The sequence below is a fragment of the Martinezella tropici genome (assembly GCF_003287875.1).
GTDB lineage: Bacteria > Pseudomonadota > Alphaproteobacteria > Rhizobiales > Rhizobiaceae > Rhizobium > Rhizobium tropici_C.
In genome coordinates this window covers 161388-174436 of the sequence record NZ_QMKK01000042.1, presented here as the reverse complement: position 1 = coordinate 174436, position 13049 = coordinate 161388, and the positions used below count along the sequence as shown (strand labels likewise).

Genomic DNA, 13049 nt, shown 5'->3' with positions numbered 1-13049 from the left:
GGCGGCCTTGCCGCCCAAGGAGTTCCCATGTCTTCGTCCTCCCTCAAGCAATCCAATCCGGCGCCGGAAACAGAGCGCTTTGTGCCCGTCGACCATTCCCGCGTCACCTTCGATGGCGGCTTCTGGAAGGGTTGGACGGAAACGGTGCGCGACGTCACCATTCCGACCCAACACAAGCGGCTCAAAGAGGAGGGCTTCCTTGAAGTCCTCGACTTCGACAAACCAGCCGGCCCTCTCGCCAGGCCAATCCAGCCGAGCGGGCTGTCTATGCAGCACTTCTTCGATTCCGATTTTGGAAAATGGATCGAGGCCGCAAGCTATACCTTGAGGGCGCATCCCAATCCTGACCTGGAAACCAAGATCGACGCCATCGTAGAAAAGCTCGAACAGGGCCAGATGGCGGACGGCTATCTGAACAGTTGGTTCATCCGCCGGGAGCCGGACAAGCGTTGGACGAACCTGCGCGACCTGCATGAGATGTATTCAATGGGTCACCTTCTGGAAGGCGCCGTCGCATACTTCGAAGCAACCGGCAAGCGCCGCTTCCTCGACGTGATGATCCGCGCTGTCGATCATATTATCGATACGTTTGGACGCGAGCCCGGCAAGCTGCGTGGCTATGATGCACATGAGGAGATCGAGCTTGCGCTCGTCAAGCTCTATCGCGTCACTAAGGACCCACGACATCTGAAGCTTGCCAGCTATTTCGTTGATGAAAGAGGACAGATGCCGTCCTATTATGATGAGGAGGCGATCAAGCGCGGTGAGCGTCCGGAAGACTACGTCTACCAGACCTACGCCTATAGCCAGGCGCATATGCCCGTGCGTCAGCAGGAACAGGTCGTCGGCCACGCCGTCCGCGCCATGTATCTGTTTTCGGCAATGTCGGACCTTGCCTACGAGAATAACGATCGGAGCCTGAAGGACGCCTGCGACAAGCTCTTCGACAATTTGACCGGAAGGCAGCTCTATGTCACCGGCGGTCTCGGCCCGTCTGCCTCGAACGAGGGATTCACCAGAGAATTCGACTTGCCGAATGAAACGGCCTATGCCGAGACCTGCGCTGCGGTCGCCCTTGGCTTCTGGAGCCATCGCATGGCCCAGACCGATCTCGACGGCAAGTTCACCGACAAGCTTGAAACGGTTCTTTTCAATGGCGCTCTTTCGGGCATCGCGCGGGACGGCGAGCACTATTTCTATGAGAATGTGCTTGAAAGTCATGGGCAGCACCGCCGCTGGAAATGGCATTATTGCCCGTGCTGCCCAACGAATATCGCCCGCTTCATCACCTCGCTCGGACAATATTTCTATTCCACGAAGCCGGGTGAGCTTGCCGTTCATCTCTATGGTGCGAACGTAGCGGAGCTTTCATTTGGCGAGCGCTTGCTGCGACTGCGCCAGGATACGAATTATCCATGGGACGGCGACATCAGGCTCCAGGTTTCGATCGACCAACCGACCAGTTTCATCATGCGCTTGAGAATTCCTTCCTGGTGCCGGGAGGCTTCGGTGTCAGTCAACAGCGAAGTGATCGCCTTGGACGCCTGCACTTTCAAAGGCTATGCGGCACTTGATCGGGAATGGCGCAATGGTGATGAAGTGCGTATCGCCCTGTCAATGCCGGTCGACCGCCTGTACGCCCATCCCGCGGTCTCTGAGAACGGCGGTCGTGTCGCCCTTAGACGCGGGCCAGTCGTCTACTGCGTTGAAGAGACTGATATTGGAAGCGAGCCTCAACGACTTCGTCTTCAAGCGTCCGCGGAGCTCAGTGTCCGGTACGACGCGGCACTGCTCGGTGGTGCTGCCGTCCTCGAGGGAACGGCGCTCGAGGCCGATACCGCGGATTGGGCCAATTCTCTTTACCGGATCTTGCCACCAGCGCTGAAGGCGAGGCCTTTCCGGGCAATCCCGTATCATCTCTGGGCCAATCGCGAGGCCGGCGCGATGGCGATCTGGCTGCAGGAAATATAGGAGCGCATCATGGCACGACTGGAGCTGAAAAACCTCGTCAAATCATACGGCATCTATGAAGCCGTTCGTGGTATCAACCTGGAAATCGAAGACAATGAATTCGTTGTCTTCGTCGGTCCGTCCGGCTGCGGCAAGTCGACGACACTGCGCATGATCGCAGGCCTGGAGCATATCACCTCCGGCGATATCGTCATCGGCGATCAGGTCGTGAACCGTCTTGGTCCCGGCAAGCGCGATATCGCCATGGTGTTCCAGAACTATGCGCTCTATCCGCATATGACCGTCAGGGAAAACATCTCCTTTTGCCTTGAGCAGCAGAAGCTCGCCAAGGGCGAGATCGACACCCGCATCCAGCGTGCGGCCGAGACGTTGCATATTCACGAACTCCTCGACCGCCGGCCAGGCCAGCTTTCAGGTGGACAGCGCCAGCGCGTCGCGATGGGTCGCGCCATCGTGCGCAATCCCAAGGTCTTTCTCTTCGACGAACCGCTCTCCAACCTCGATGCGAAATTGCGCGTTCAGATGCGCACGGAAATCAAACGCTTGCATCAGTTGCTGCCGACGACGACGGTCTATGTCACCCATGATCAGGTGGAAGCAATGACGATGGCTGATCGTGTCGTCGTGATGAATGGCGGCCTGATCGAGCAGGCGGGACCTCCGCAGGAACTCTATCATCGTCCGGTTAGCCAATTTGTTGCTGGTTTTATCGGTTCGCCAGCGATGAACTTCCTTCCGGCGCTATTGGCGTCGAGGGGCCGCGGACTTGTGGTCGTTCTGGAAGATGGTACTTCGCTGGCCGTTCCAGACGCGCGCGTCAACGAGTGCGCCCGCCATGCCGGGAAGTCGGTTGTGTTCGGCATAAGGCCGGAATCAATCTGCGATCGTCAGCAGCGCCCAGGTTTGGCAGACGTTGAGGCTAGGATTAATCTGGTCGAACCCCTTGGTCCGGAAACTATGGTTTATTTTTCCATCGGCGATGCCAATCTATGCGCCTGCATCGACCCGGAGAGCAAACCTAAACCACAGACGACGATGCCGCTGTCGTTCAACATGAACCAGATGCATTTGTTCGATGTGGAAACAGGAGCGGCTTTGTTGGTTGCAAAGGTATGACCAGGTGGTCGAACGCGTCGTCGATGCGGCATGCGTCGTGACAATTTTTGCAACGCGAGAATTGTGGCTCTTCTCTATTCGGCGTGTTGAAGTCAAGCGCTTTTGAGCTTTCGGCTTCTCGGTAGTTTGACGTCGCTCGCAGGCCCTCGCTTCTCCTCGGGATCGGCACGCGGGGGCCTCCCAGCATGGGATCAGTAGAATGAGATAGCCCAATCTGTCGGTCGTTGCCTAGAGTTCGATCAGGCGCTCGGCGCTGAATTTGTCCGTTATCAGCGTATCGATAACTCCGATCCTTAGGGCGCCGGCGATTGCTGCGGTCTTCTTCGCTCCGCCGGCAAGCGCGATGACCCGATCGACCCGTTCGAGATCTTCTAGCGGGAAGCCGATCACGCGCTCGTCGAGCGGCGTTTTGACAGGTTTGCCGTCCTTGTTGAAGAACCGCAGCGATATATCGCCGACTGCCCCTGCCTCGGCAAGATCGGCGAGCTCTCGCGACGAGAAGATATTGCCGGATCTTGCCAGCAGTTCCGATGGCTCGACGGCGCCGATACCGACGATGGCGAGGGTGATGCTGCCGAAAAGATCCATGGTCTCCCGTACGAACGGATCTGCTTGCATCAAAAGCTTGGCCTCGCGTGAGGTCGTAACACCTTGTACCGGAAGAAGCTTCGGCTCGGCGCCGGTCAGCCGTGCAAGGCGAGTGGTCAGCTGGGTGGCATGCGTCTGGACCGACGGGTCGCCCATCCCGCCAAGCGTCTGGACGACATATTTGGCCTGGGCGCTCTTCTGGGGATGGATGTTTTCCACCATCTTGAAAATGGTTTGGCTCCAGCTGGAGACGCCGATGATCTCGCCGGGTGCAAGTGTCACTTCCAGAAGATGAGCAGCAGCTTCGCCGATCCGCGCCATGATGGCGCCGTCGCGGTCCTCGGTGCATTCGACGACGATGGCTTCCGGAAGACCGTACTTCGCGCGCAAGGCTCCTTCGAGTTCGCTATAGGTGCCCACGGGCGGGATCACGCTCGTGCGCACGATGTCCTCCGCCTCGGCCCGCTTCAGCATTCGCGACACGGTTGCCTGCGACAGGCGAAGGTGCTGCGCGATGTCCGCCTGCCGCTTGCCCTCTATGTGGTACATCTGGGCAACTCTTGAGATGAGGCGGAGTTCGTTAAGGCGAGCCATCGTTGATCCCGGGGTGAATTTTTATTCACCTTTAACCGGAGTTGTGCGCAACGTCGAGCGGGCCAGCGCATCATTCCACCTGTTCAGAAGGGCTGGACCGTCGATGCTCTCCGGCTCGATGATCGTATTGTTTCTCGGAAGCGCCGCGATGGCATCGAGATCCGGCCACAGGCCGATCGAAAGGCCTGCAAGATAAGCCGCTCCGAGCGCCGATGCTTCCGGTGCCTCGCACTGGATGACAGCGTGCTTCACCAGGTTTGACACGCACTGCATGAGAAAGCGGTTCTGGCTAGGGCCGCCGTCGACATAAAGCGTGCCGAGATCACCACCGCTCTGTGCCCGCATCGCCGCAATCACGTCATGAACCTGGAAAGCGACCGAGTCGGTAACCGAGCGCGCCATCTGCGCGCGAGTTGTGCTGAAGTTGATCTGCGAGAAAAGGGCGCGGGCGTCGGAATTCCAGTAAGGTGCGCCCAAACCTACGAAAGCGGGCACGAAGCCCGGGCCATCGGGCTCGGCGGTTGCCGCTAGGTCTACAAGGGAGCCAACGTCCGGAAGACCCAGGATGCCGGCCATCCATGGCAGGCTCGCAGCGCATACGAGGATATTGCCTTCGAATGCGAAGGTCGGTTGTCCGGCGATGCGCCAGGCGACGGTCGTGGTGATGCCGTTGCGCGGCGCAATGAAGCGCGGAAGGGTGGTCATGACCGAAGACCCCGTTCCGAAGGTCGCCTTGCCATCGCCTGGCTTGAAGGCTCCGTGGCCAAACAAAGCCGCATGACTGTCCCCGACGGCCGATCTGATCGGCGTGCCGTCCGGAAGGCCGGGAAGGTCACGTGTGGTTCCGAAGTCCGAGGAGCTGTCGAGCACGTCCGGAAGGAGCCGGATATCGACCCCGAAAATCGCGCCCAGTTCTTCGCTCCAGGCTTGGGCCTCAAGGTCGAACAACTGGCTTCGCGCGGCGTTCGAGGCGTCGCAGACATGCTTGCGGCCACCGGTAAGACAATGAATAAGCCAGCTGTCAATCGTGCCGATGCGGACCTTTTTCCTATGCGCCACCCGATCGAGAAGCCATCGGAATTTCGGGCCGGGAAACATAGGATCAAGGGGGAGGCCGGTCAGCGCCTCGACGCGCTTGAAATGTCCATCGGCGATGAGACGCTCGCAGTCCGGCGCCGTGCGCCGGCATTGCCAGCTCAAGACCGGTCCGAGCGCCTTGCCCGTTTCGGCATCCCAAATGGTGACGGATTCTCGCTGGTTGGAGATCGCTATCGCTTCGATTGTCGCGCCAGGCGCGACTTGCAGGCATAGTGCGATCGCTTCACAGACGGATGCGTAAATCCGATCGGGATCCTGCTCGACCCAGCCGGGCTGCGGATAGGAGATGCCTACCGGAGCCGAGCCTCTGGCAATGATGTCTCCGTTCTCGGAGACCAGTACCGCCTTCGAATTGGTGGTTCCCTGGTCGATTGCCAGAATGGCCCGCATCATATCCTCCACCGGAGCATGGTGCCGAAAAGTCTGAGCGGCTTTCGGACGACATCATGGTCTACTTCTTTGATTTCAGAGCGGGTTCAGATTTTAGCTCGATTCGAGCTAAAATCATCCGGCTCTAATGACAGGGACGGGCGGCAATCCGCCTCGGTTCCAATGCGTGCTGTTCGTCTATTTGCGCTTGATAAGGGCTTGCGCCGCATCTGCAATAGCTGACGGAGCCATGCCGAATTCGTCGAGCAGGAATTCGGCCGAGCCGGTCGGCGCATAGATGCCGGGAACGCCGAGGCGCGCCATCGGGACCGGGGCATTGTCAACGACGACCTCAGCCACTGCCGATCCCAGCCCACCAAAGATCGAATGCTCTTCCGCCGTCACGATCGCGCCGGTTTCTTTCGCGGCCGCAATGATGGTATCCTCGTCGATCGGGCGAACCGTGGCGAGATTGAGCACCCTGGCCTTGATGCCGCGCTGCGCGAGAATATCTGCTGCTTTCATCATCCGATGGGTCAGCGTTCCGTTTGCGATGAGCGTGACATCGGAACCTTCACGCAGGAGATTGGCCTTTCCAAGTTCGAACTTGTGCCCTTCCGGCAGAAGGTCGGGCACGCCGACCCGCGACAGGCGCAGGAAGCACGGGCCATTGTAGTTTGCCGCCCATTCCACCGCAGCCGCCGTCTCGATGCGATCGCATGGCGCGATCACGGGAAGGTTGGGCAGAACGCGCGTCCAGGCGAAATCCTCGATGGAGTGATGGGTCGGGCCGAGCTCCCCATAGGCCATGCCGGAGGAAATACCGACGAGCTTGACGTTGGCATTCGAGTAGGAGATGTCGGCCTTGATCTGCTCTAACGATCTACCTGTGAGGAATGGCGAGGCGCCGCAGACATAGGGGAGGCGTCCGCCATTGGCGAGGCCCGCGCCGACGCCGACCATGTTTTGCTCGGCAATGCCGACATTGACCAGGCGGTCGGGAAACTTCGACTTGAAGCCGCCGAGCTTCGAAGAGCCGACCGAATCGTTGCAGACCGCGACGATCGTTTCGTTCTCGGCGGCAAGGCGTTCGAGCGTCGATGCGAAAGCGTCGCGGCAGTCATGGAGCTTGGGTGCATTCACGGGCGCGTTCATTAAAGTGCCTCCGACAATTCTGCCAATGCGACTTCGTACTGTTCCTTGTTCGGAACCTTGTGGTGCCAGTCGACGCGGTCCTGCATGAAAGAGATTCCGTGTCCCTTGTTGGTGTGGGCCACAATGCAGTGGGGACGATCGCTTCGGCGCTCGAGCGCCGGGACGACCTCATGCATGTTGTTGCCGTCGATTTCGCTGACGTCCCAGCCAAAGGCTTCGAGCTTCGGGCGAAGCGGCGCGATGTCGTTCGTATCCGAAAGTGCCGCTCCCTGCTGGAAACGGTTGTGGTCGACGATCAGGGTGAGGTTATCAAGCCGGAACTGCGCCGCGGCCATGATCGCCTCCCAGTTGGAGCCCTCCTGCATCTCGCCGTCGCCGGTGATCACGTAGGTATGGTAGCCGGCGCCCGATAGTTTCGCCGCCTTGGCCATGCCAACCGCAACCGGCAGGCCGTGCCCGAGAGGACCAGTATTGGTTTCGACGCCCGGCACCTTGTTGCAATTGGGGTGGCCATTGAGCCGCGAATGCGGCTTCAGGAACGTTGAAATCTCGTCTTCCGGAATGAAGCCGCGTTTCGCCAGAGTGACATAGAGCGCGCATGCAGTATGCCCCTTCGAAAGCACAAACCTGTCCCGATCGGGATGTTTCGGCTGATCCGGCCAGATACGCAGCACGCGGAAATACAGCGCGGTCAGGAGATCGATTACGGACATCTCGCCGCCGATATGTCCGGCCCCTGCCTCGTAGACTGCCTGGAGGTCTCGCAGACGTATCTGCCGAGCAACGCGTTCAAGTTCGGAAGGCTCCATCATTTCCTCTTGTGCATAAATATTCATCTATTTATATTTTTGCACAGGAGGGTCGTTAGTCAAGCCCCCGTGGATGAGTTGTTGTCAAAACAGGCCGAAAAGACTCGGTTGACAGCGCCAAGGTGAGTTGGTAATGCATTTTCCAGCATGTGTGAATAAATATTCTAGTTTGAAAACCTAGCCGCCAGGCATGGCCGCTAGCCTCAGGTCTCTGGGAGGAATGATGGTGGCGATCAACGTCAGCGAAGAAAAGCGTCCGTCCGTGACATGGCTGAAAAAGCTCACCGGCGCTACCGGACCGCTTGTCGGATTGCTCGCTCTTTGCGTTTTCTTGAGCCTCAGCACCGATGCGTTTCTTTCGCTCCGCAACGGCCTCAACATTCTCGATCAGATCACTGTGCTTGGGATCATGGCCGTCGGCATGACCTTCGTCATCCTGATCGGCGGCATCGACCTTTCCGTCGGTTCGGTTCTTGCGCTGTCCATGATGGTCATGGGCTGGACGGCAAATATCGCCGGCCTGCCGCTTGTCGCAGGGATTGCCGTCGCGCTCGTCGCCTCCGCGGTCAGCGGGCTGATCGTCGGATTTCTCGTCACCCTCTTCAGGGTCCCGGCTTTTATCGCGACATTGGCGATGATGTCAGCCGCGCGCGGCGTCGCGAACATGATTACGGACGGGCAGCAGATCGTCGGATTTCCCGACTGGTTCATGATGCTCGCGATCGATCGCCATTTCGGCGTGCTGACGGCAACGGTCTTCCTGATGCTGGCGGTCGTCGCCGTGGCCTGGGTGTTCCTTCACTTCCGCTCGGAAGGTCGCATGCTTTATGCCGTGGGCGGCAATCCGGAAGTGGCTCGTCTTGCCGGCATCAATGTTCAGCTCGTGACGATTGCGGTCTATGTCGCAAGCGCAGTCCTTGCCGGTCTGGCCGGCATCGTGCTGGCGGCTCGTCTCGACTCCGTTCAGCCGTCCAGCGGCTTTGGATATGAGCTCGATACGATTGCGGCTGTCGTGATTGGCGGCACTTCGCTTTCCGGTGGATCGGGCGGTATCGGCGGCACGCTGATCGGCGTCCTGATCATCGGTGTCCTGCGCAATGGCCTCAATCTGCTCAACGTCTCGCCATTCCTGCAGCAGGTTATCATCGGCATCGTCATCGTGCTTGCGGTCGGTGCCGAGACGATCCGCAGGCGACGGGCCTGACATTCGGGTCCGCGTTCGGCGGATCCCAGCGATTTCCTCTCCGAGAGGTTTGGAGCGGATCATTTGCCCGAGGGGGAGGATATGCCCAAGGGTTCACAAAAAAGGAGGAAATGAAATGAAACTTGCGCGCATTCTTCTGGCCTCGGCCGCCGTGCTGGCGATGTCGTTGGGTTCTGTTCAGGCAAAAGACACCAAGAAGATCGGCCTTGCCGTCGCAAACCTGCAGGCAAACTTCTTCAACCAAATCAAGCAGTCCGTCGAGGATGAAGCCAAGAAGCGTGGCATTCAGGTCGTAACGGTGGATGCCAAGGGGGATGGTCCGACGCAGATCAACCAGATTCAGGATCTGCTCACCCAGAATATCGATGCCCTGATCTACATTCCGGCTGGTGCTGCGGCGGCGAGTATTCCCGTAAAGCTCGCTAAGAATGCCGGTATTCCCGTCGTCAACGTCGACCGCAATGCCGACGGCGCGCCTGGCGACACCTTCCTTGCAACGGATTCCGTCGCGTCGGCCAAGGCCGTTTGCGACTACATCCTCAAGCAGGCCGGCGGTAAGGGCAAGATGGTGATCATTCACGGTCAGAAGGGCACGACGCCTGAGGTCGACCGCAGCAAGGGTTGCGCTGAATCGCTAAAGGCAAATCCCGGCGTGAAGGTGGTTGCCGAGCAATATTCCAACATGTGGGCCCAGGACGAGGGCTTCCAGATCATGCAGAACATGCTGCAGGCAAATCCGGATGTATCGATCGTGTTTGCTCAGGCCGATGCACTTGCACTTGGCGCCGCACAGGCGATCAAGGTCGCAAACCCGTCCCAGAAGATCGTCGTTGGCGGCTTCGATGGCGATACGGCAGCTCTGGAAGCGCTCAGCAAGGGTGTCTTCGACGTCACTGCGACCCAGCAGACGCAGAAGATGGGCCGCGATGCGGTCGCCAATGCCGTCAAGCTCGTCGCCGGCGAGAAGGTGCCTGCGGTGCAATTGATGGACGCGACGCTGACGACCAAGGAAAACGTGGCCGGCTTCATCGCCAACCATCCGTAATGGTCCTGAAATCTTGCGGAGGTGCGCCGTGACCGAGCCCGTTCTTTCCCTGAGAGGCATATCCAAGCGCTATGGACCGCTTCAGGTGCTGAAGAATGTCAGCCTTGATATCTATCCAGGTGAGGTGGTCGCGCTTCTCGGCGAAAACGGGGCCGGCAAGTCGACCTTGTCGGGCATTATCGCCGGCTCGCGCGCACCCTCGGAGGGAACAATGACATGGCTGGGGCAGCCCTATGCCCCAGCCACTCCACGCGAGGCGATCGACAAGGGCCTCGTCCTGATCCATCAGGAACTGCAGCTCCTGCCGCATCTTTCGATCGCCGAAAATGTCTTCATCGGTCGATGGCCGATGAAGAACGGGGCTGTCGATCGCCCCCAGATGGTTCGGCGTGCGCAGGAACAACTTGCTCGCCTGAACCTGCATATTCCAGCGACGCGCAAGGTCGCGGGCCTGTCGACGGCCAATCAGCAGCTCATCGAAATCGCCAAGGCGCTGGCGCTCAATGCCAAGCTGCTGATCCTCGATGAACCAACCGCTGCACTTGGCGGGGCGGAGACCGAGGCCTTGTTCGAGCAGGTGAGGAAGCTCCGCTCGGAAGGTGTCGGTATCATCTACATCTCCCATCGCATGGAGGAGATCAAGCAGATCACCGATCGCATCGTCGTCCTGCGCGATGGCGAGCGCGTCCAGGAGTTCGCCGACAGTGCCACACCCGTTCGCACGATCGTCGAAAGCATGGTCGGCCGTTCGCTGGACCGGATGTTCCCGGCTCTTCCCGAACCGACGGATCGCCCTGTTCTGCAGGTCAGAGGACTGAGCTCGCCTGATGACTCCTTCCGAAACGTAACGTTCGATGTTCGCGCCGGCGAGATCCTCGGCATCGCCGGTCTTGTGGGTGCCGGTCGTACGGAGCTTGTTCGGGCCATTTCCGGTGCGGACCCGATCAGCGCCGGTTCGATCAAACTGGAGGGCGAAGAGCTCAAGCTTCGCGATCCGGCGGATGCGATCGCCAAGGGCATCGTCATGGTGCCCGAGGATCGTAAGGAGCAGGGCCTCGTCGTCGGCCATCGCATCAGCGAGAACATCATCTATGCCAATCTCGACAAGCTCGGTGGGCGTTGGATCACATCACGCATCAAGCGTGCTTTCGCCGAGAAGGCTGTGGCGAAGTTCGGCGTCAAAGGTCGGGCCGAGCAATATGCCTCGGACCTGTCAGGCGGCAACCAGCAGAAGGTCGTTATCGCAAAGTGGCTGATGCGCGATCCCAAAGTTGTCGTCCTCGATGAGCCGACCCGAGGCATCGATGTCGGCGCGCGCGCCAGCATCTACGACATCATCGTCAACCTCGCAAAGCAGGGGGTGGCCGTCATCGTCGTCAGCTCCGATCTCGAAGAGGTTCTCGGTGTATCAAACCGCATTCTCGTGCTCGCCCAGGGCAAGCAGGCAGGTATCTTGAACCGCGACGAGGCCAATGACGTCTCTGTCATGGAACTCGCGACAATCTAGACAAACAGAAAGGAAGAGCGGTGTCCGACATCACTCTGAATGCCCCGAAGCTTTTCGATCTTAGTGGACAGGTCGCGCTTGTGACCGGCGCTGGAAGCGGGATTGGGCAGCGCATCGCAATCGGCCTTGCGCAGTGCGGCGCCAACGTCGCGCTTCTGGACCGTCGATCCGACGATGGTCTAGCGAACACGGCTTCGCATATCGAAGCGGCCGGTCGCCATTCCATCCAGATCGCGGCTGATGTCACCAGCAAATCTTCTCTTGCGGATGCGATTGCCCGCACAGAGGCGGAGCTTGGCGCCTTGACGCTTGCCGTCAACGCCGCCGGTATCGCCAACGCCAACCCTGCGGAGGAGATGGAAGAGGACCAATACCAGACGCTGATGGACATCAACCTGAAGGGCGTCTTCCTGTCCTGCCAGGCAGAAGCGCGCGCCATGCTGAAAAATGGACGCGGATCGATCGTCAATATTGCCTCCATGTCCGGCGTCATTGTCAATCGCGGCCTGAGCCAGGCCCATTACAACGCCTCAAAAGCCGGTGTGATCCACATGTCGAAGTCGCTGGCGATGGAGTGGGTCGGTCGCGGCATCCGCGTCAACACCATCTCGCCGGGATATACGGCGACGCCGATGAACACGCGTCCGGAAATGGTTCACCAGACCAAACTTTTCGAAGAGCAGACGCCGATGCAGCGCATGGCAACGGTCGATGAGATGGTCGGCCCCGCCGTCTTCCTGCTTTCGAATGCCGCGAGCTTCGTAACGGGCGTCGATCTCCTCGTCGATGGTGGCTTCTGCTGCTGGTGATGTGATGAAGAAACTGATTGCCGGCAACTGGAAAATGAACGGTCTCGCTTCCTCCCTAGCTGAGATCGAGGCGCTGAAGGGAATTACGGGCGAGGCGGCATGTGACATCGTCGTCTGCCCGCCTCTCACGCTGGTCGAGAAAGCAGCCGAACGGGTGGGAGGGTCAAGGATTGCCATTGGGGCACAGGATTGCCACGCGCAGCCCTCAGGCGCCTATACCGGAGATGTTTCCGCCGAGATGCTCGCCGAAATCGGTGCTCGTTTCGTAATTCTGGGACATTCCGAGCGGCGCTCGGCCTATAGGGAGACGGATGCCGCAGTTGCGGCCAAGGCTATCGCGGTCCATCAGGCCGGGCTGACGAGCATCATTTGCGTCGGGGAGACACGTGCGGAACGGGACGAGGGCAGGGCGATCGAAGTGGTTTGTGCCCAGCTAGAAGCATCAATTCCCAACACCGCAACCAGTTCGAACACGGTGATCGCCTATGAACCTGTATGGGCGATCGGAACAGGACTGGTTCCGACTCTCGAGCAGATCGAGGAGATGCATTCGTCTATCCGCCAGGCGCTTGAAAAGCGGCTGGGAGAAAATGGGCTGGGTGTCAGAATCCTCTATGGCGGCTCGGTCAAGGCGTCGAATGCAAAGGCGATCTTCGGCGTTTCCAACGTCGATGGCGCTCTCGTCGGAGGCGCGTCGCTGAAGGCATCGGAGTTTGCCGGGATTATTACGGCGGCCGCTTGAAATCGCCAGCAACAGGCAGGGCGATCGGCCCCTTGAGCCGGC

Annotated in this window: 11 protein-coding genes; 7 read left to right on the top strand and 4 right to left on the bottom strand. The window is 59.5% G+C overall.

Going from position 1 to position 13049, the window contains the following annotated elements:
- Window positions 1–27 precede the first annotated feature (27 nt).
- Together DQ393_RS17175 and DQ393_RS17170 are read left to right on the top strand one after the other, a co-directional pair.
- Window positions 28–1971 carry a glycoside hydrolase family 127 protein gene (locus DQ393_RS17175; protein WP_112342955.1) on the top strand — a complete coding sequence of 648 codons (1944 nt, stop codon included), beginning with the start codon at window positions 28–30 and terminating at the stop codon, window positions 1969–1971.
- A 9-nt stretch (window positions 1972–1980) separates the two neighbouring features.
- On the top strand, window positions 1981–3087 hold the full coding sequence (locus tag DQ393_RS17170) for an ABC transporter ATP-binding protein (protein WP_112342954.1): 1107 nt from the start codon (window positions 1981–1983) through the stop codon (window positions 3085–3087).
- A gap of 228 nt (window positions 3088–3315) precedes the next feature.
- On the opposite strand, the gene DQ393_RS17165 is transcribed toward DQ393_RS17170, so the two are convergent.
- From DQ393_RS17165 to DQ393_RS17150, 4 genes are all read right to left on the bottom strand, one after another.
- Window positions 3316–4269 (bottom strand): sugar-binding transcriptional regulator, encoded by a 954-nt coding sequence (locus tag DQ393_RS17165; RefSeq protein WP_112342953.1) that lies wholly within the window; start codon window positions 4267–4269, stop codon window positions 3316–3318.
- A gap of 21 nt (window positions 4270–4290) precedes the next feature.
- Entirely contained in the window at window positions 4291–5757 is a 1467-nt protein-coding gene (locus DQ393_RS17160; RefSeq protein ID WP_112342952.1) for an FGGY family carbohydrate kinase, read from the bottom strand.
- A 177-nt stretch (window positions 5758–5934) separates the two neighbouring features.
- Entirely contained in the window at window positions 5935–6891 is a 957-nt protein-coding gene (locus tag DQ393_RS17155; RefSeq protein ID WP_112342951.1) for a transketolase family protein, read from the bottom strand.
- The gene (locus tag DQ393_RS17150; protein ID WP_112342950.1) at window positions 6891–7700 is read right to left on the bottom strand and encodes a transketolase; all 810 of its coding nucleotides are present in this window, start codon (window positions 7698–7700) and stop codon (window positions 6891–6893) included. Before DQ393_RS17150 ends, DQ393_RS17155 begins: the two co-directional genes overlap by 1 nt.
- A gap of 223 nt (window positions 7701–7923) precedes the next feature.
- On the opposite strand from DQ393_RS17150, the gene DQ393_RS17145 reads away from it, so the two are divergent.
- The 5 genes from DQ393_RS17145 to tpiA all read left to right on the top strand — a co-directional run bounded on the left by DQ393_RS17145 (window position 7924) and on the right by tpiA (window position 13007).
- Window positions 7924–8904, top strand: a complete 981-nt coding sequence (locus tag DQ393_RS17145) for an ABC transporter permease (RefSeq protein WP_112342949.1) — start codon at window positions 7924–7926, stop codon at window positions 8902–8904.
- Between the two features lie 115 nt (window positions 8905–9019).
- Window positions 9020–9949, top strand: a complete 930-nt coding sequence (locus DQ393_RS17140; protein ID WP_112342948.1) for a sugar ABC transporter substrate-binding protein — start codon at window positions 9020–9022, stop codon at window positions 9947–9949.
- Between the two features lie 28 nt (window positions 9950–9977).
- Complete coding sequence (locus DQ393_RS17135) at window positions 9978–11456, top strand: sugar ABC transporter ATP-binding protein (protein ID WP_112342947.1); 1479 nt, start codon at window positions 9978–9980, stop codon at window positions 11454–11456.
- 20 nt (window positions 11457–11476) lie between these two features.
- The gene (locus DQ393_RS17130) at window positions 11477–12265 is read left to right on the top strand and encodes an SDR family oxidoreductase (RefSeq protein WP_112342946.1); all 789 of its coding nucleotides are present in this window, start codon (window positions 11477–11479) and stop codon (window positions 12263–12265) included.
- A 4-nt stretch (window positions 12266–12269) separates the two neighbouring features.
- Entirely contained in the window at window positions 12270–13007 is a 738-nt protein-coding gene (gene tpiA, locus DQ393_RS17125) for a triose-phosphate isomerase (protein ID WP_112343068.1), read from the top strand.
- Window positions 13008–13049 lie beyond the last annotated feature (42 nt).